At 35.8% G+C, this 19,291-nt stretch carries 21 protein-coding genes and 1 pseudogene; 17 read left to right on the top strand and 5 right to left on the bottom strand.

All coding sequences use genetic code 11. The annotated features are described in order from the left end of the window. The first annotated feature begins 2 nt into the window (after positions 1-2). From Q9M50_01270 to Q9M50_01255, 4 genes are all read left to right on the top strand, one after another. On the top strand, positions 3-455 hold the full coding sequence (locus tag Q9M50_01270) for a retron system putative HNH endonuclease (GenBank protein ID MDQ7089267.1): 453 nt from the start codon (positions 3-5) through the stop codon (positions 453-455). 404 nt (positions 456-859) lie between these two features. Further along, on the top strand, positions 860-1,033 hold the full coding sequence (locus tag Q9M50_01265; GenBank protein ID MDQ7089266.1) for a hypothetical protein: 174 nt from the start codon (positions 860-862) through the stop codon (positions 1,031-1,033). Next, the gene (locus Q9M50_01260; protein ID MDQ7089265.1) at positions 1,014-1,181 is read left to right on the top strand and encodes a hypothetical protein; all 168 of its coding nucleotides are present in this window, start codon (positions 1,014-1,016) and stop codon (positions 1,179-1,181) included. Before Q9M50_01265 ends, Q9M50_01260 begins: the two co-directional genes overlap by 20 nt. Before the next feature lie 189 nt (positions 1,182-1,370). Then, the gene (locus Q9M50_01255; protein MDQ7089264.1) at positions 1,371-1,619 is read left to right on the top strand and encodes a hypothetical protein; all 249 of its coding nucleotides are present in this window, start codon (positions 1,371-1,373) and stop codon (positions 1,617-1,619) included. Between the two features lie 202 nt (positions 1,620-1,821). On the opposite strand, the gene Q9M50_01250 is transcribed toward Q9M50_01255, so the two are convergent. Next, the gene (locus tag Q9M50_01250; GenBank protein ID MDQ7089263.1) at positions 1,822-1,947 is read right to left on the bottom strand and encodes a hypothetical protein; all 126 of its coding nucleotides are present in this window, start codon (positions 1,945-1,947) and stop codon (positions 1,822-1,824) included. Positions 1,948-2,447: 500 nt separating this feature from the next. Between Q9M50_01250 and Q9M50_01245 the strand changes: the two genes are divergently transcribed. Next, positions 2,448-3,446 (top strand): PD-(D/E)XK nuclease family transposase, encoded by a 999-nt coding sequence (locus Q9M50_01245; protein ID MDQ7089262.1) that lies wholly within the window; start codon positions 2,448-2,450, stop codon positions 3,444-3,446. A gap of 336 nt (positions 3,447-3,782) precedes the next feature. Here the strand turns inward: Q9M50_01245 and Q9M50_01240 are convergent, their stop codons facing one another. Beyond that, entirely contained in the window at positions 3,783-4,328 is a 546-nt protein-coding gene (locus tag Q9M50_01240) for a hypothetical protein (protein MDQ7089261.1), read from the bottom strand. A 271-nt stretch (positions 4,329-4,599) separates the two neighbouring features. Between Q9M50_01240 and Q9M50_01235 the strand changes: the two are divergent. From Q9M50_01235 to Q9M50_01190, 10 genes and pseudogenes are all read left to right on the top strand, one after another. After that, positions 4,600-4,758 (top strand): annotated as a pseudogene (locus Q9M50_01235) (TetR/AcrR family transcriptional regulator). A gap of 156 nt (positions 4,759-4,914) precedes the next feature. Next, positions 4,915-5,307: a TetR family transcriptional regulator C-terminal domain-containing protein gene (locus tag Q9M50_01230; GenBank protein ID MDQ7089260.1), complete on the top strand. Its 393-nt coding sequence runs from the start codon at positions 4,915-4,917 to the stop codon at positions 5,305-5,307. Positions 5,308-5,400: 93 nt separating this feature from the next. Further along, the gene (locus Q9M50_01225; protein MDQ7089259.1) at positions 5,401-5,676 is read left to right on the top strand and encodes a DUF4242 domain-containing protein; all 276 of its coding nucleotides are present in this window, start codon (positions 5,401-5,403) and stop codon (positions 5,674-5,676) included. Between the two features lie 200 nt (positions 5,677-5,876). Beyond that, entirely contained in the window at positions 5,877-7,049 is a 1,173-nt protein-coding gene (locus tag Q9M50_01220) for a YncE family protein (GenBank protein MDQ7089258.1), read from the top strand. Between the two features lie 492 nt (positions 7,050-7,541). Beyond that, positions 7,542-9,920 carry a phosphoketolase family protein gene (locus Q9M50_01215; GenBank protein ID MDQ7089257.1) on the top strand — a complete coding sequence of 793 codons (2,379 nt, stop codon included), beginning with the start codon at positions 7,542-7,544 and terminating at the stop codon, positions 9,918-9,920. A gap of 103 nt (positions 9,921-10,023) precedes the next feature. Beyond that, a complete protein-coding gene (locus Q9M50_01210; GenBank protein ID MDQ7089256.1) occupies positions 10,024-11,193 on the top strand; it encodes an acetate kinase in 1,170 nt (389 codons plus the stop codon). Between the two features lie 432 nt (positions 11,194-11,625). Then, on the top strand, positions 11,626-12,969 hold the full coding sequence (locus tag Q9M50_01205; protein MDQ7089255.1) for a DUF2252 family protein: 1,344 nt from the start codon (positions 11,626-11,628) through the stop codon (positions 12,967-12,969). A 501-nt stretch (positions 12,970-13,470) separates the two neighbouring features. Next, complete coding sequence (locus Q9M50_01200) at positions 13,471-13,590, top strand: hypothetical protein (protein ID MDQ7089254.1); 120 nt, start codon at positions 13,471-13,473, stop codon at positions 13,588-13,590. A 183-nt stretch (positions 13,591-13,773) separates the two neighbouring features. Beyond that, positions 13,774-14,757 (top strand): IS481 family transposase, encoded by a 984-nt coding sequence (locus Q9M50_01195; GenBank protein MDQ7089253.1) that lies wholly within the window; start codon positions 13,774-13,776, stop codon positions 14,755-14,757. Between the two features lie 55 nt (positions 14,758-14,812). Further along, positions 14,813-15,268: a hypothetical protein gene (locus Q9M50_01190; GenBank protein MDQ7089252.1), complete on the top strand. Its 456-nt coding sequence runs from the start codon at positions 14,813-14,815 to the stop codon at positions 15,266-15,268. Positions 15,269-15,350: 82 nt separating this feature from the next. Here Q9M50_01190 and Q9M50_01185 read toward each other — a convergent pair whose 3' ends face one another. From Q9M50_01185 to Q9M50_01175, 3 genes are all read right to left on the bottom strand, one after another. Further along, a complete protein-coding gene (locus tag Q9M50_01185) occupies positions 15,351-15,749 on the bottom strand; it encodes a hypothetical protein (protein ID MDQ7089251.1) in 399 nt (132 codons plus the stop codon). A gap of 60 nt (positions 15,750-15,809) precedes the next feature. Beyond that, positions 15,810-16,286, bottom strand: a complete 477-nt coding sequence (locus tag Q9M50_01180; protein ID MDQ7089250.1) for a hypothetical protein — start codon at positions 16,284-16,286, stop codon at positions 15,810-15,812. A gap of 214 nt (positions 16,287-16,500) precedes the next feature. Further along, complete coding sequence (locus Q9M50_01175; protein MDQ7089249.1) at positions 16,501-16,908, bottom strand: GIY-YIG nuclease family protein; 408 nt, start codon at positions 16,906-16,908, stop codon at positions 16,501-16,503. 183 nt (positions 16,909-17,091) lie between these two features. On the opposite strand from Q9M50_01175, the gene Q9M50_01170 reads away from it, so the two are divergent. Together Q9M50_01170 and Q9M50_01165 are read left to right on the top strand one after the other, a co-directional pair. Next, a complete protein-coding gene (locus tag Q9M50_01170) occupies positions 17,092-17,976 on the top strand; it encodes a transposase (protein ID MDQ7089248.1) in 885 nt (294 codons plus the stop codon). Positions 17,977-18,236: 260 nt separating this feature from the next. After that, positions 18,237-19,226 carry a DDE-type integrase/transposase/recombinase gene (locus Q9M50_01165; GenBank protein ID MDQ7089247.1) on the top strand — a complete coding sequence of 330 codons (990 nt, stop codon included), beginning with the start codon at positions 18,237-18,239 and terminating at the stop codon, positions 19,224-19,226. Positions 19,227-19,291 lie beyond the last annotated feature (65 nt).

Raw genomic sequence — 19,291 nt, 5'->3', positions numbered from 1 at the left:
TCATGCGATTTATAGGTAAATCAAAACGTTGTGATGAATTTGATACATATATAAAGGATAATGTTCAGCTTTTATCTTCAACAGGAAAATGGAACTTGCCAACCGATATAAAAACAAAGCTACATAACGATATTTTAAAGCAACAACAAGGGCTTTGTATTTATTGTCAGCAAGAGCTTCCTGAAAAAGAAAATGCTCAATATTTACCTGAATCCATCATAGAACACCTTCGACCTAGAACAAAATACCCTGAACTAACTCATATTTTTTGTAACTTATCAGTTGCTTGTAAAAAACATAAACAAAAAAAAGATAAAAAAGAACTTATTGATTTTTGTGAAGATAGAAAGGATGAGGAATATGATGAAGATAAATTTTTAAACCCTCATGAGTTAGTTGATATTGAAACGTATTTTGAATATGACACCGAGGGTAATATTTTTGCACATCAGTAAGATGAGTGTGCTGATTATATGATTAACAAAGCCCTAAATTTAAGTCATTCAACATTGAAAGAAATGAGAAAAATACAATATGACATTTTTTTAAATATGAGTGAAAACGATCTTGAAGTTTTTGAAGATATTTTATCAGATGATAATGCTGAAAAATTACCGCCATTTTATTCTATGCTGAAGTTTTGCTGTCTCTGAAAGCTGTGGAGAGTGATGCGAGGCAGGTTAGTCCCTAAAAGGATTAGAGTAGCAGATTTTTCAAGTTTATCTTACAGCTCAAATTTAAACCTTGAACTCAAGTAATTACCAAGATTAATCAAACTTTTTTAAGAAAATAAAAATTTCTGACCTCGAATGAGAGCTACTGTAAAATTTTAGCTATCAAACAATAGAATTATCACGTAATGATTCAAGTTGCCTCACTACGCTACGGCGTTATTTTTAAAAAGGTTTTTTCCAAACCCCATATTTTTACCGCCTTCGTCAAAGATATTTTAGGATTGGAAATTGAAATTGATAAAGTCGAAACCGAAAAATCATTTTCACCTGTGATCGGTAATGTCGCTCGCTTTACTTGAACAAATCACCAGTTTGGGAAGCTATAAACCTAAAATGGATGTGTATACCATTGTAATTTTAACCACAGGTGACCGACATAAAACTGACATCTTAATTAATGATTTTCGCCCTCGAAAACTAGATGACAGCTATATTGCTGAAACCTAGCATAAAATTATTTACCTTTGTCCGAAATATGTCACCGATAAAACACCCGAACCTTATCGAGAATGGTTAACCACCATCAATGATAGCCTAGATCAACAGGTTGAAGAAAATGATTATCATAATGAAACTATTAAATAAATATTTTCCTTAATCAAAGATGATAAGGTTAGCCCACAAGAAGCCTTTCGGATGAAAGACGAATATTTGGATGAAGAATATTTACGTGATGAACGAAAAGAGGGCATAAAAGAAGGTATAGAAAAAGGGCTTGAAGAAGGAATGGAAAAAGGCTTGGAAGAGGGAATAGAAAAAGGAAAAAAGAAAAAAGAAAATGCTAAAGCTATGATAAATAAAGGACTTGAGCTATCTTTAGTCTCTGAAATCACAGGATTTTCTAAGAAAAAATTACAGACATTGGGATTATTAAATAATGATTGAAGTTGCCTACCTACGCTACGGCGTTATTTTTAAAAAAGCGAGTAGCCCGTATGTAGCTTTTGGAATACGGGCGTTCCCCCGCTTAGAGGCTGTGAAAATATTCCTAATTCAAGTAAAAAATCGCAGTTCGGTAACGAATAATTAATAATTTACAGCACATTTTTTACTATTTTTAGTGATTTTATTGAATACTTTTACCGTCTCAGGGCGTGGGAGTTTCTACGGGAAAATAATTCTTCCCTGCATAAATTTGTAATAAAGCTAATTGTAATTCATGAGCTTCTGCCGTTTTACAAATATAACCTTTAACACCTAGCTTAAATGCCATTTGTATATCTTCAATTTCAGTAGATGCCGAAATAATAAAAATAATTAGATCAGGATTGTTGATTAATAAACGTTTAAGTTCTTGCTCCCATCAGTGTTGTCTAGGCATGAATAGATCCGATAAAATTAAATCAAAAGGGTGTCGCGATGTTATTTCATAAACATCTATCCAACAATCGCAGTATTGTAATTGACTCAATGGAAAAATATTTTCAATGATTAAAGACAATCCTTGTCTAAATAAGCTGTGATCATCTGCTAATAATAAATTCATTTTTTATTTTAGATATAACATGAAGGGCTAGCATTGTTGAAAGCTACTCTCAATGTTTTCGTTAGGAACGTCCAAATGAGACACTCTTACTTTAACATCGTCAAGCATAATACGGGCTACTTGCTGGAATAATAATATAATATTTATAGTTTTATGGCTTTAGCCAATAATTCAACTAGATAGAGTACAATACCAAATTATCATATCATCCATTGAGAGTTAAAATAATGATCGAAGTTGCTTCTTTACGTTATGGCGTTGTTTTCAAAAAAGCCTTTTCTAAACCGCATATATTTACGGCATTTGTCAAAGATATTCTAGGACTGGACATTGAAATTGATAAAGTAGAAACTGAAAAATCCTTTTCACCCATCATCGGCAATGTTGATAGCCGCTTTGATTTATTTGCCGAAGATAAAAAAAATCGCTTCATTATTGATATTCAACACCGCCGCTACCCAGATCATTATGATCGTTTTTTACATTATCACAGTGTCGCTTTATTAGAACAAATCACCAGCTCGGGTAACTATAAACCCAAAATGGATGTCTATACGATCGTGGTTTTAACATCAGGTGATAAACATAAAACTGATATATTAATCAATGATTTTCGCCCTCAAAAATTAGATAAGAGCTACATCCCCGAAACACAACATAAAATAATTTATCTTTGCCCTAAATATGTCACGGATAAAACCCCAGAACCGTATCGAGAATGGTTAAGAGCCATCAATGACAGTTTAGATACACAGGTTGAAGAAAGTGATTATCATAATGAAACCATTCAAGAAGTCTTTTCACTAATCAAAGAAGATAAAATCAGCCCTCAAGAAGCCTTTAGAATGAAAGATGAGTATTCTGATGAGGAGTATTTACGAGATGAAAGAAGTAAGGGGGTAAAAGAAGGCTTGAAGAAAGGAATGGAAGAGGGGATGGAGAAAGGAATAGAGAAAGGAATAGAGAAAGGAATAGAGAAAGGAATGGAAAAAGGAATGGAAAAAGGAATGGAAAAAGGAATGGAAAAAGGAATGGAAAAAGGAATGGAAAAAGGAATGGAAAAAGGAATGGAAAAAGGAATGGAAAAAGGAATGGAAAAAGGAATGGAAAAAGGGGTAGAAAAAGAAAAAATAGAAAATTCTAAAGCAATGATAAAAGAAGGTCTTGATGTTTTATTAGTTTCTAAAATCACAGGAATTTCTGAGCACGAATTAAAAACATTATAAAATAATAGGCATCTTAAAATAATAATCGAAGTTACCTCTTTACGCTATGGCATTGTTTTCAAATAATATTTTTTTAATCCCGCTATATTTACGGCATTTGTCAACGATATTCTGAGGCTAAACATTGAAATTGATAAAGTAGAAATCGAAAAACTCTTTTCTCCCATCATCGGTAATGTTGGTAGTCTCTTTGATATTCAACACCGATTCGACTATTAAGTAATCATTTTTTCTGTTGATATAAATTAAGTAACCAAGGGGTTCAAGGGCTTGGCGTTGTTGATTTTATTTATGGCTTCTTGTTTTTTGGTTTTTCAACAACGCCGCTCCCTTGATTTAAGCCTCTTGATTCACCTGTGCTTGAAATTTATTTTGTATCCGTGTGGAACGCGGTAGCAAGTAGCCTAGCCTAAGCATTTCTCGAATATCACTTTTATTTGCCTTGCCTACAGTGCCGAACAGGGTATCGGTAAGCGGAAACACGACGTTAAAATTTTTCCCCATGTCTTGGTGATGAATAAAATGATGTCTTGCCAAAAAACGATAGATTTTCCAATTACGAAAAATAACATCTTTTGGAATGTGCATTTGTCTATGGATGGTGTTCCATAAAAAACGATGTATAAAAAACATGCTAATAAAAATAATCCCTGCTAATGGGTTAAACCACATCAAGGTTGCCCAGGCTGGTAGAGTCAAAAGAAGCATGGCAAAAATATCGACCAGTAAAATTTCTAAGTTTTCCTCCCGACCAATAGGGTCAGGTTCATAATCAAATTTACGATACCATATTGAATGATGGCGAACGGCGTGGGATTCAAAAACTTCCAAAAGATAAGGCATACGATCATATACGCGCTCTGGAAATTTCTTGTGATGCATAAAATATTTATGAATGAGGTTTTCAAAGACTGAGATCAGTAAGTAGCTGAAGATAACCCAGAAAATAATTGATAAAAAAACGGACTGAAAAGGTAACAATTTAGTTTTACTCCTTATGAGGGGTTAATATACGAAACGCTTGTTGAAAATCACGCAAAGGGATTTTTTTATATTATATATTTTAACGGCATACTGAAATTTTGGCTTGAGTATTTATCTTGTTTTAAAATTAACACTTGTTTTTTAAGACGACTGGTCGTATTATTAATCCATGAACGCTACTCAGAATAAAGAAAATAAACGCGAAAAATTACTAAAGCAAGGGGTTAGCCTATTGATGGCACAAGGCTATCATGGAACAGGATTAAAAGAAATTTTGAATTCGGTGCAAATTCCTAAAGGTTCTTTTTATAATTATTTTGAGAATAAAGGCTACCAACTTAAGGCGGGACAGCAGTAAATTCAACTACTGCATGGTTATTAACTTTCATTCAACCTTGAAGTTAAAAGTGTCCCGCTTTAAGTTGGTAGCCAGAATAAAGAAGCCTACGGTGCAGAAGTTATTCAGCATTATATTCAGCCCTTTATTTATCAACTCAGCCAGCATTTACAAAACCCAAACTATGATGCGCTCACGGCGCTCACAGTTTATTTTGATGAATTAATCCATTTAAGCGAGCAAGGCAGTTTTAAAGGCGGCTGTTTATTAGGCAATTTGATGGGCGAGTTGGGTGACACTAGCGAAGTTTGTCGTTGTGCTTTAAAAAAAGCGGTTTATGATTATCGAGATTTATTACAGCAAGGTTTAGAAAAAGCCCAGCAACAAGGTCGGATTAGAAAAGATAAATCGGCACAGCAAATGGCAGATTTGCTGGTTGATAGTTGGCAGGGGGCCTTGTTACGGATGAAAATAGAACAATCCATAACCCCTTTAAAACGCTGTTGTGATAACTTATTAAACGATTATTTTAAACCTTAATTTTTATCAAGCCGTAGTCATCATTGCGGCTATTTTTTTATACTTTTTATAAGACGACCAGTCGTATTTATAAATTATAATACAGGAGATATCATGCCAAAATATATTATTGAACGAGAAATTCCCGACGCAGGGGCTTTAACGACTGAACAATTACAAGGTATTTCACAAAAATCTTGCTGCGTACTGTCAGAGATGGGAAGCAAAATCCAATGGCTACAAAGTTATGTCTGCGATGACACGGTGTACTGTATTTATATTGCACCAGATGAGGCGGCTATTTATGAACATGCAAGTAAGGGTGAGTTTCCTGTGACTAAAATTTCACAAATAAAAATCATTATCGACCCTTGCACCGCAGAAAATTAAAATTTCCTTTATAACTCAATAGTTCGGACAGTTTTTGTAACCCATTGATTTAAAAAAGAATTTACCAACACATCTCGTAAATATAAAACCCTTTAAAATCAATGCCTTATAGAATTAAGACCGCTATCTTTTTTAAAACTATCCGAAGTATTGATAACTTAAACATCTCTATAGCGATGTTTACAATTTTGAGAGATATTATGAAAATAATACCCACATTTAAAAAATCATTGTTTGCTTTAACCTTACTTTGCCCAATGATGGCACAAGCTGAAATGTTAGCCTTGGTTAATTATCAAAGTAAACCCGATCAAACACCCAAACGAGAAGGATTAGCAATTATTGACCTTGATTTTGATTCTGAAAATTTTGCAAAAATTATCACCGATATTCCCTTGCCGACTGATTTAGAGGCGCATCATGTTTTTTATAATAAAGATGTCACTAAAGCCTATGTCGCTTCCTTAGGTAGCAACCCTTTGCAAGTGATTGACATGACCAAGCAACCTTATAAACTTAAAACCATTGATGTTCCTGAATGTCAGGTTGCAGAAGACTTGGTTTTTTCAGCCGATAAAAAGCGGTGGTATGTCACCTGTATGGGATCTAGCAATGTCATCATGGGCGATGCTCAAACCGATAAACAAATTAAAGTCATTTCAGCTCCGAAAACAGAGACCAGTAAAAAGTTTATTAGTCACCCGCATGGCATTGGTATAAATGATAAGATTAATCGCATTGTGATTGCGAATACGCTGCATCCTACGGATTTTAGTATTGCAGAAGAGACGGTAACGGTTATTAAAGCGCGTAGTGGTAAAGTGCTTTCCACCCATAAAATGTCAGACAAGCCATCACCTTCTGGTGTTGCCCCTGTTGAAGCCGTCTTTTTACCGAAAGCAAAGCCTGAGCGACTTTATATTAATACCGCATTTGGCAATACATTGTGGACAGGTGTCTGGAATACCATGAGTCAAAATTTTAGTTTTTCACAAATTTTTGATTTTAATTTGTTGAAGCAAGGCGTGCCTCTGGAAATTTATTTTAGTCATAAGCTGGATAAAATGTATGTTACCACTGCAAGTCCTGGGTACTTAAATATTTTCAATATTAAGAATCCAGCTAAACCGATACTTGAAAAAGCCATTCCAACGGCGGAAGGTTCACATCATGTGGTTTTTTCACCCGATGAACGGTATGCTTTTGTCCAAAATAACTTTTTAGATTTACCGGGAATGAATGATGGTTCTATTTCTGTGATTGATTTGCAAAAAGGAAAAGTCAAAATGTCAATTAATACCTTTAAAGATCAAGGTCTTAATCCAAATGCTATTGTTATGATGCCGAAATGGTATCATGATAATGCGCATTGATTTTATAATCATATAGCGGGGGTTACGCAGAGGAGTGGAAAATAAGTTTTTTCACTCCAAACACTAAAAATATTTCCTACCTCTGATTTGGCTATTTACAGTTTTTGCATAACAATCAGTCATATAACTAAGCCACTCAAGTTACAGTTAATACATTCAGACTTTGTTTTTAGGCTGGACTCCAAAACATATTTTGTAAATAAAGGGGAGTATTGTTGATTTTATTTATTATCGTTATATTTTCTATCTCCGTCATACGTTAATGGAGTAATTCATCCTTCATTAGACAATACTTCGGACAGTTTTAAAAAAGATAGCGGTCTTAATTCTATAAGGAATTGATTTTAAAGGGTTTTATATTTACGAGATATGTTGGTAAATTATTTTTTAAATCAATGGGTTACAAAAACTGTCCGAACTATTGTATACTCTAACTCTAACTCTAATTATTAGTTATTTTAACCTCAATTATTAATTTTATAGGAACTGTGAATGAGTACAAATGAAGTGCAAACCCTAACAACCGATGAAGCATCAAAAATAAATGCGTATTGGCGAGCAGCTAATTATTTATCCGTTGGGCAAATTTATTTACTTAACAACCCATTATTACGCGAACCTTTAACGTTAGAGCATGTTAAACCTCGTTTATTAGGGCATTGGGGAACAACGCCCGGGTTAAATTTTATTTATGCACACATGAATCGAGTCATCAATAAGTATGACTTAAATTCTATTTATATCGCAGGCCCTGGACATGGTGGCCCTGGGATTGTTGCTAATACATGGCTAGAAGGCACTTATAGCGAATACTACCCCAATATTTCCGAAAATGCAGAAGGGATGCAGCGTTTATTTAAACAGTTTAGTTTCCCTGGAGGCATTCCTAGTCATGTTGCGCCTGAAACCCCTGGGTCCATTCATGAAGGCGGCGAATTAGGCTATGCTTTATCTCATGCTTACGGTTCAGTCTTTGATAATCCTAACTTAATCACTTGTTGCGTTGTGGGTGATGGTGAAGCCGAAACAGGGCCGTTAGCCACGTCTTGGCATTCAAATAAATTTATTAACCCTATTTCAGATGGGGCTGTGTTGCCTGTTCTGCATTTAAATGGCTATAAAATTGCGAATCCGACGTTATTAGCACGCATTCCTCACGAAGAATTAGAAGCCTTATTTATTGGTTACGGCTATAAACCTTATTTTGTTGAAGGCAGTGATCCTGAGCTCATGCACGAGCGAATGGCAACCGTTTTAGATACGGTGATTGAAGAAATCAAAGCGATTCAAGACCAAGCACGTCAATCGGGTGAAGCCAAACGTCCACAATGGCCAATGATTATTTTGCGTTCCCCTAAAGGATGGACGGGGCCTAAAACAGTTAATGGTTTAAAAGCGGAAGATTTTTGGCGATCACATCAAGTTCCTTTTGCAGGCGTTCGTGAAAATCCAGAACATTTAAAATTATTGGAAAAATGGTTACAAAGTTATGTGCCTGAAGAATTATTCGACGAAAATGGTACTTTATTACCTGAATTAGCGGCACTCGCCCCCACAGGTAATCAACGAATGAGTGCAAATCCACATACGAATGGGGGCTTATTATTAACCAAGTTACGCTTACCTGATTTTTCTCATTATGCCGTTAAGGTTTCAACTCCTGGCGGAACAATTGCTGAAGCCACGCGTGTTCAAGGCGAATTTTTACGAGATGTTTTAAAATTAAACGCCGATCAACAAAATTTTCGCTTATTTGGTCCAGATGAAACCGCCTCTAATCGTTGGAATGCTGCTTTTGAAGCAACGGATAGACGCTGGATGGACAGCACTATTCCAGAAGATGACCATTTGGGAACCGATGGGCGAGTGATGGAAATTTTATCTGAGCATACCTGCCAAGGTTGGTTAGAAGGTTATTTACTCACAGGTCGGCATGGTTTTTTCAATTGTTATGAAGCCTTTATTCATATTATTAACTCCATGTTTAATCAACATGCAAAATGGTTAAAAACCACGAGTCAAGATATTGAATGGCGTAGACCGATTGCCTCCTTAAATTATTTATTATCCTCACATGTTTGGCGACAAGATCACAATGGTTTTTCACATCAAGATCCAGGGTTTATTGACCATGTTGTTAATAAAAAATCTGAAATAATTCGAGTCTATTTACCTGCCGATGCCAACACTTTATTATCGGTTACAGATCATTGTTTGCGTAGTCGAAACTATATCAATGTCATTGTCGCGGGCAAACAACCTGCGGAACAATGGTTGGATATGGATGCAGCGATTAAGCATTGTACACAAGGATTAGGAATTTGGGATTGGGCAAGTAATGATGTCGATACGGGGGAGCCTGATGTAGTGATGGCCTGTGCGGGTGATGTACCAACCTTAGAAACCTTAGCTGCCGTTAAATTATTACGCGAATTTTTACCCGATTTAAAAGTGAGAGTGGTTAACGTCGTTGATTTAATGACCTTAATGCCTAAAGAAGAGCATCCACACGGTTTAGACAATCGCAGCTTTAATGATATTTTCACTACGGATAAACCGATAATTTTTGCCTATCATGGCTACCCTTGGTTAATTCATCGCTTAACCTATAGACGTGACAATCACAACAATTTACATGCACGGGGTTATAAAGAAGAAGGCACAACCTCCACGCCTTTTGATATGGTGGTTATGAATGAACTGGATCGCTTTCATTTAGTGATTGATGTGATTGATCGAGTACCTAAATTACGTCAACGGGCGGCTTATGTTAAACAGTTAATGCAAAATAAATTAGTCGATCATCGTATTTATGTGCGTGAATATGGCGAAGACATGCCTGAAATTAAAAATTGGAAATGGCAGGATTAAAATCAAAATTTAGTTAAATTAACGATCAATGAGCTTGGAAAGTCAGTACGTCAAATTATTGGCTTTCCAGTTTCATGACTTTCAAATCACCGCTCAATAAATCATGAAGATTCTAGTTATTAATTCGGGGAGTTCATCCCTTAAATACACCTTATTTAAATTTCCAGAGCAGATTAGTTTACTTAATGGCCTATTTGAAAATATAGGGACGGATGCAACGATACATCATTTACAATGGGGAACTCAAAAAAAAATCAAACAACCGTTACCCTTAGCCGATCATAAACAAGCCTTATTATGTCTTTTACAAACGATTAAACAACAGCATTCCTTCAAAACAATTAATTTAGTCGCTCATCGAGTCGTGCATGGTGGCGAAAAATTTAAACAGCCCAGCCTCATGAATGCCACTAACTTGGCAGAATTAGAACAATTAAGTCCACTCGCTCCGCTACATAATCCCGCCAATAGTTTAGGGATTAAAATTTTATTGCAGCAGTTACCCGCGATTAAACACATTGCCGTGTTTGATACTGCTTTTCACGCGACCTTACCTGATTACGCTTATCGTTACCCCGTCCCAAATGACTGGTATCAGCAACATAAAATTCGCCGTTACGGATTTCATGGCAGTTCACATGCTTATGTCGCCAAGCAAGCGGCTTTAATGCTTAATAAACCCTTGAATCATTTAAATATTATTAGTTTACATTTGGGTAATGGCGCGAGTGCCTGTGCTATTCAAAATGGAATAAGTATTGATACCTCGATGGGATTTACCCCCAATGAAGGTTTGATGATGGGAACGCGGAGTGGGGATATAGATACCGCAATTTACCCGTATTTACAGGCTCAAACCGATTTATCCATCACAGAAATAGATGGGCTATTAAATAATGCCAGTGGTTTAAAGGCGATTGCAAGCACTAATGATTTACGCGAGGTGCATAAATTGATAGCGGCTAAGGATTCAAAGGCTAAACTTGCGTTTGCAATGCTGTGTTATCGAATTAAAAAATATATTGGGGCGTATTATGCTGTGTTGGGTCATTTGGATGCCTTAATTTTTACAGGCGGCATGGGTGAAAATGATGCAGAATTACGGGCTAAATGTTGTGAAAATTTAGCGGGGTTAGGTTTGAAAATTGATATTGATAAGAACCAAGCGCATGATGATTGTATTCAAGCACCAGAAATGAATATTTCTATTTTAGTCATTCAAACGAATGAAGAGTTAGAAATTGCTCAACAAGCGCACGCAATAATCAATTAACTTACTTACCTATCCATTGCAAGATTAGAAAAACCAAGTTTGTGACAAGAGTTTTTACCCTGTAAGAATGATAAGTTACGCTTGCTGTATCAAGTCTGAGTCTTTCGCTCCAGCTTGGGAATGCCTACCGTCAAGCTCACCGTATAAAGTAAAACTGTAAGAGTAAAAAACTCAAGACCTGACCCTAATGCCTTAATGTCCTAGTTTACTATTTTATAATTAGACCCATTTTTGGCTACCAACTTAAGACGGGACAAGTTGAGGGTAAGCCGTTCGTACTGAGCTTATCGACGTATGAAGGGTTTAACCATCTTAAGAACTTTAAGCGTGCAAAATACAAGACCTGATCCCAATGCCTTTATTTGTTATAGTACCTGTAAACGAATTTCCATTTTATTTTGAGTTGCAAATCTTATTTTAGGCATTATTATTATGAAAAATATATTATCAAGTTCTAGCGAATATGGTCGTGAAGCGGTTGTTTTAAAAGAAATAAATAACTGGAATCATAAGATATTTATTAGAAATAAAAAAGATAAATATCTTAAAATGGCGTATTCGCCTTTTATATTTTTTCGGGGAACCGCTCATTTATTTTGGTCAGGTTTTTCAGGGGATTGGCGATTAAATAAGTTTGGTGACGCAGATACTAGAACATGGGTACAAGGGGATAATCATGTTGAAAATTTTGGAGCATTTCTTAATGCTAAAAAAGAACTTGTTTATGGTTTAAATGATTTTGATGAATCGGTCGTTGCTGATTATCAGCACGACTTATGGCGCATGGCGGTGAGTATTGTCTTGGTGCTTAAACAAAATAAAAACCTCTCGAAAATAGAGCGTGAAAATGTGATTAATACATTTACTAAAGCGTATTTAAAAACGCTTTGCTCTTATCGTGATCTTAAAGATAAAGACTTAAATAAAATTTATTTTACGGAGCATAATACCAAAGGGATATTAAAAAAATTCTTAAAAGAAACTCGAAAAAATAATAGTTACGATAAAATGCTTAAAAAATGGCTTTCGAGTTCTAAAAAAGCAAACACATTTAATTTAAATTTATCAAAGTTAGATTATGTTTCTCAAGATGAATACAGTGATATAAAAGCGGCTATGGTGTCTTATGGAAGAACGTTAACGGGCGGCATTAAATACAATAATGATTTCTTTTCTTTAAAAGATGCGGCTCGACGTTTAGACGCAGGGACAGGTTCTTTAGGAACTTCACGTTATTATATTTTAATTGAAGATAAAACTAAATCGGTTGATGATGACCGTATTTTAGATATAAAACATCAAGGTAAACCGACCCCTTATTATTATTTTAATGAGGCAGAAAAAATAAATTATGATCGAAATATTGAGAATGATGCACAACGACATGCAGAAGCCTATAAAGCGTTATCGCATGATGCGGATGATTTTTTGGGATGGATGAAACTTTCCGATGGGTATTATTCCGTGCGTGAACGCTCGCCTTTTAAAGAAACACTTCCCTCAGATCGTCTTAAAACTGAAAAAGAGTTCATAGAAATGGCTAAGCAGTGGGCAATAGTATTGGCAACAGGGCATGAACATGCTAGTCGATGTTTATATCATCCTTTAGCTAAAAACGTGTATGCGTTGACAAAAGGTCGTAATAAAGAATTCTTGGAAACGGTGCGTGAAGTTGCTTTTGATTATGCCGATCAGGTAGAGCGTGATTGGCATTATTTTGTGGATGCGCTGGCTTTAACCTCTGTTGATTTAAAAAGACAAAAAGGTTTGTTGTAATGTTTAGTTTAAAGGGCGGAGTAGAAAACATGCTTTGTATTCTGAGTCGCTGTTTTATGTAATAAAAAATAGTAATTATTAAACGTCGTTTTTGCTCGCTCCTCAGATCCAACTTGGGAATGCCTACCCTCAAGCTCTGCTTGATGAGTACCCACTCACTCTCTTAAATTAAACGTTATGGGACGAAGCCGCTATAAAATCTTAAACGAAGAATATCCTTATTTTCATACGGTGACGGTTGCAGGCTGGCAACCTATTTTCACTCGAAAAGAAAGTGTCCAAATACTTTTCGATAGCTTTACATGGTTACAAGAAAATACCAGAATAAAGGGGCAATAGGGGGCAGGGCAAAGTTAAATTAAAGACTAAAGGATTTTTAACTTTACATTTTACACAGCCCCCTATACTCTCGTGTTCTAATGACAGGCGTTTGGGCGGCTAAACAACGAAACAACCGCTAGCTCAGGCGGATTATTAGTTCAGGATAAAGGTTTAGGCGAAATAAATGCAGATGATTTAACGGTTGTGAGTAAACTCAGGCCTTCAGAAAATGAATTATCTGATTTATTATTTGCTTGGGAAATGAGCCGTGTTTATTCAGCCAGGAGGGGTAATTCGTGATGATGAAGTGATGCCAAGCGGTTAATGAACATAATCTTGCAATGGTCTTTACAGGAATGCGTCATTTTAGGCATTAAGTGTCAGGAACCGTGTGATTATATACCGACAAGAAGCGGGTCTTTATTCCAAGCAAAAAGCATAATGTCGGAAGTTCTCAACGCTATTAAAAATTAACCAAATCCTATGGCTTATCAACTACATTCTGAAGCACGCACAACACCCAAGATTCGAGCTGAAATTCAGGCCTCAACACTTGGTCTGACAAAGTTAGCTAAAAAATACAATATCACCAAAGCAACCGCTTTAAAATGGCGTGGACGCGATGAGGTTGAAGATCGTTCGCATCGTCCACACAAACTTAATACCACCTTGAACGAGGCTCAGGAAGATATTGTCGTTGAGCTGCGCCGCTTTTTACTGTTACCGATTGATGATTTGTTAGTTGTTACCCGCGAGTTTATTAACCTCGATGTTTCTCGCTCTGGATTAGGACGCTGCTTAACCCGTCATGGCGTGGGTAATATCAGGGCTTTAAGAGCCGAACAGAACCCAAGTGAAGAGAAAACAGTCTCCAAAAAAGCGTTTAAAAATTACGCGCCTGGCTTTATTCATATCGACATCAAATATTTACCCAAAATGCCTGACGAAGCCCATCATCGTTATTTATTTGTCGCCATTGATAGAGCCACACGTTGGGTTTACTTTCGTATTTATGCTGACCAAACCCAAGTCAGTAGCGTTGATTTCCTACGGCGGGTAACTGAAGCTTGCCCCGTTCACATTAATAAAATATTGACGGATAATGGTACTCAATTTACTGATCGCTTTACCAGCAAGGAAAAGCAAGCTACAGGCAATCATGCGTTTGATAAGGCTTGTACCGAACACGCAATTGAACATCGACTCATTCCGCCACGCCACCCACAAACTAACGGCATGGTGGAACGATTTAATGGACGCATCAGCGAACTAAATAAACAAACCCACTTCACCAGTGCGGCTGAACTTGAAGCTACTTTATATGCCTATTTGAAAGTTTACAACCACCAAATTCCGCAACGTGCCTTAAACCATCAAACACCAATACAGGCATTAATGGAATGGCAAAAAACAACCCCCGATATTTTTACTAAAACCGTACATAATCATACGGGTCTTGACAATTAAGCTATTGGTTCATAGTCTTAGGCATTTATGCAATTATTATACAAATTAAGGAAGTATGAAACTCTCTATTTTTATTAAAAGGTTAAAACATCCTCGTGTTAGGAGGCGATTAAAGATAGCACTCTCCGTTTATGCGGTGGTTATTATATTGAGTATAAGCTTTAAGACTGTTTATAATATCGGTTATTTTAATGCCAAAGCACTTGATGATGAAAAAAGAGCGAAACGAAATTCGACTCCTTTTGTGCAAAGAATGATGACAAAAGAATACGCACAACGTATTATCTCAAGCGCATTAAAAGAAAATCCTATTGACCCACAAACTATTGTCGAAAGAATTAGTAACAGCAATCGTAAACTTTCGTCCATTGTTATAAAAAATAATGGGGTAAAAAAAGTTGCTTGGATTATTGATATGCGTTTATTTTTTGTGGGTAATATACTTGATGAAAGAGGCTATAGTTTAACTAAAGCGGTTGAACGAAAACATAATATTATTAATTCTTATTAACTTATCATTTGTTGGCTTATTTATGATTTAAGTAAGCTAGCAACAAGGGCTATTCTCATTACGAGATGGCTGGATTAAGGACTCAGGATTTAATAAAACCCGAAGATACAAGGTCAACAGGGACGGCAACATAATTCCATTGCGGAAATAAGCGATGTTCTATTGGGTTATATTTCGATGTATACGGTGGATAATGGGCGATACGAATATTAATCTTTAATTCCTCTGACAATTTTTCCAAATCTTCTTTGAAAATATAATAGCGTGCATTATTACTACCACCGCAGTCACATAGTAGCAATAAATTTGTCGATCCCTCATACAATGCCTGTCCATGCTCTAACCACCATTGACGAATACATTTGCAGGCAAACTCAGAGGTATCATGACTGACTCCCAGAGTGATATAACCTACGTTACGATTAATATCATACAATCCCATGAGGTACAACTTTACCTTTGGCATAGGATGGAAAATCATGGTCATTTACACGGATAATTTCTTGTGTGTAAAGCGTACCTGCACGAAAGAAATTACCGATTAATTCTTTTTTTTAACATCCATACTCAAAACAGGATCTCCCTGTGTTGTATATTCCTGCTTGAGGCGTTCAATATTCTTAAATTGTTCGTCTCGATAAGGGATATTAGACTTTCCTGCCTCGGCTTTAAAAGCTTGCCGTGGACGAAAATTATGTTTTTTCAACAGTCTATCAACAACCGTTACACTCATTGGAAAGCCTTGTTCCCCAAGCTTTTTCGCGATAGCAGGGCGCGATAAATTTGTCCATTTTATCGTTTCATCCATGGGAGATCCCGCCGTGTTATTTTTCAATACGTCTAAAAATACCTCATCTATTCCATCAAGGGTTGGCAGTAAAAAGTTACGTCCTCCTCCTGATTTGCGAATGCGTTGCTTTTCATTAGATAGGTCGGTTTTTAATTCCTGTTGACCGCGAGTAACGGCGACGGTCTTTTTCCGATAAGCTATTATAAAAATTGCGCATTTGCGCTTCAATGTTTACTGGATAATTTTGTATTTTCATAACAATAGAGCATACTTGATTCAAAGCTTGTTACCAACTAATATAATTTATTAATTTTTGGGTTTTATTAAATCCGCATTCCTAAGTGTCATTACGGTTAGTGAAATGCCCTGTGCGGATCCGCACGCAGGGTGTTGTGGGGGCTGAGGGTGAAATACCCTTGGCTACCCCGATTATAAATTGTACTCACCGATACAGTGTTGTTTGAAATAGCTCTGTACCTGAAAAAGATTTGTTTACTATTTTTTTTGGTAAGTTATTTAAAGTTGGTTGATACATAACTATAAATACTTTTTCAAGCTTGCGTATAAATTCGTTCCCTTTGTTATTAGCATTAATAATCATATATTTGTAGTTATCAATTACGGATACGGCTTCAACATAACCATCAAAATCTTTAGAAAAGCCAAGATTTTCAACTAATTTACTGAGAAAAGTATATTTATAATTTGGTGACATACCAAAATGGAAACCAAGCCTATCTACAAAGTGAGAAGATTCACATTTACCAACATATACACACTTATTTTCGTCATTAAATATAATATAGACACCATGCCTTATTGCTTCATTTGTACGTTTATCTACTAACATACTTAAATCAATACTTCGGACAGTTTTAAAAGTAGAGGAAATCTTCAATTCATAGGAAAATGTAGTTTCTAAAGCAACAATTTCCTGAAAAGAAGATTTCCATGCAACTAATAGAAACGATTTTAGAAAAAATGTCTAGTGGTTCTAAACCACAAAAAAATTTTATCTAGCCTATTAAGTAATTTGATAAGCTTTAGAGGTAAGGCTAACTATACAAATCTCAGCCGTTACAATGAGTTATCAGAAAAAACCTATCGTCGATGGTTTAATAAAAAGTTAGATTTTCTTAAATTTAATCAGGTAGGTAATAATGAAATTCTTTCAACGTCGGGACAAAAAATAGCGGCTTTAGAGTGTAGCTTTGTTAACAAAAGTGGTGAAAAGACTTATGGTTTAGCTAAGTTTTGGGATTCTAAACAAAAGTTTACCCATGGCGTGATCGCTAAAGGTTACCATCAAATTGGAAAATTACGTTGTGATGCTAATTTACGTTTACTCTACGAAGGTGAGCAAAAAGAAAAAGGTCGCCATAAATGTTATGACAGTAAGTGGATTGTGGGTGAGACGAGAAAATTAGAATTAGCAGGTAAACAGGGTGGTGTTAAGATTTATACAGCAATCGTTAATTCTGTCTCATTGAAATGTAATATTCGCATCGCTTATTTAGTTAAAACAACGTCACAAGGTACACGTTATGCCTTGTTGTTTTCAACAGATACAGAGATAGATGCAATGACACTTTATAATTATTACAAGGCACGGTTTCAGATTGAATTTCTATTTCGTGATGCTAAACAATTTACAGGACTTTGTGATTGCCAAGCACGTTCTGAACCTGCTTTACACAGTCATTTTAAGGCAAGTTTTACTGCGCTAAATTTGATTAAATGGCATGACCGACTTTTAAGTCCTAAACGAAAACCAATTTCAATCGGTAGCTGGAAGACTAGATTTTTCAATGAGTTATCGATTGAACGTATTTTATTAAACTCTGGGGTAGACCTGAGTTTAATAAAATGCTCTTCTCAATACGAGGAGCTTTGTAGCTTCGGGGTTATCTCGCATTAAAACTGTCCGAAGTGTTGATAATTTCTTCTTGCGTATTAATATAAAATAGTCTACCTAGTAAATTTAGTCGGTTTATCTTGCCGAAGGGTAACTTATTCATAAAATTTTGTACTCATTTTAAAATAAAAAAATAATACCTGGGGCGGGAGTTGCTGATATTAGATTTATTTAGTGTCTGGTCTCACCACATTATCCAAATTTAGTAGAAAATAAAGCAATAGCTTGATACCATACGAAATCTTTCAGAAAAAAGGATTTATATGTCACAAGTCTATCACTCGAATGCGAGGTTGAACAAGCATTCAAGAGCTATTATACAAAACTCAGCATTAAAGAGTAGTGAGTTAGCAGAAAAATTCTCAGTAAGCCAGAAGACAATTACAAAGTGGAGAGGTAGAGACTTTACAGATGATGATAGCTCAATACCTCATACGATACACTATGCCCTTAACCCACTGGAAAAAAGGCTTATAGAGCTTGTTAGAACAACAACATGGATGAGCTTAGATGATGTAGTGGATACTGTAGTTCCAGTGATACCAAAAGCAAATAGAAGTAATGTTAGCAGAACATTAAAAGCACAAAGTATCAGTCAAGTTCCAGAAGAGAAAAAAGCGAAAGCAAAGAAGTTTAAAGAATATGAACCTGGGTATCTCCATATAGATGTCACCTATATGCCAAAGCTAGAAGGAATCAAATATTACCTCTTTGTCGCCATAGATAGGGCTACACGGCTTATGTACTACAAGGTATATAAAAATAAGACAGCTGATAATGCAGTATCATTTCTAGCAGAGTGTAAAGAGTTCTTTCCTTTTTATCTCTCTCATATACTCACAGACAATGGACTAGAGTTCACAGATAAATGGGCAAGAGGAAAAGGAGTAGTCAGTGGTAATCATAAATTTGATAAGGAGTGCAGTGAGGACAATATAGACCATAGACTAACAGCTCCACATACTCCTGCAACCAACGGAATGGTAGAGAGAGTGAATGGTACTATCAAAAATGCTACAATTAAAGTAGAAGAGTATCAAAATATAGGAGAACTCAAAGAAAGTTTAAATAAGTTTTTGCTATATTATCTTTTTACACGAAGACACGGAAGCCTAAGAAGAGAGTTGAAAGTCAGAACTCCCTACGAAGCTATGGAAAGTTGGTTTAAAACTAAACCTGAATTATTCAAGATTTCGCCTGATGAGTTTAGAGCTAATGCTTTTGAAAAATTGGAACAACGTGGTGAGAATTGACAATATAGTTTGATTACGTTATACTTTTAAGATTTAGATAATTACGGATTAACATGAAAAATAAG

Source organism: Methylococcales bacterium, assembly GCA_030949405.1.
In the GTDB taxonomy this organism is placed as follows: Bacteria; Pseudomonadota; Gammaproteobacteria; order Methylococcales; family Methylomonadaceae; genus WTBX01.
Note: the sequence above shows the minus strand (reverse complement) of the source record. Positions and strands in the feature narration are given on the sequence as shown.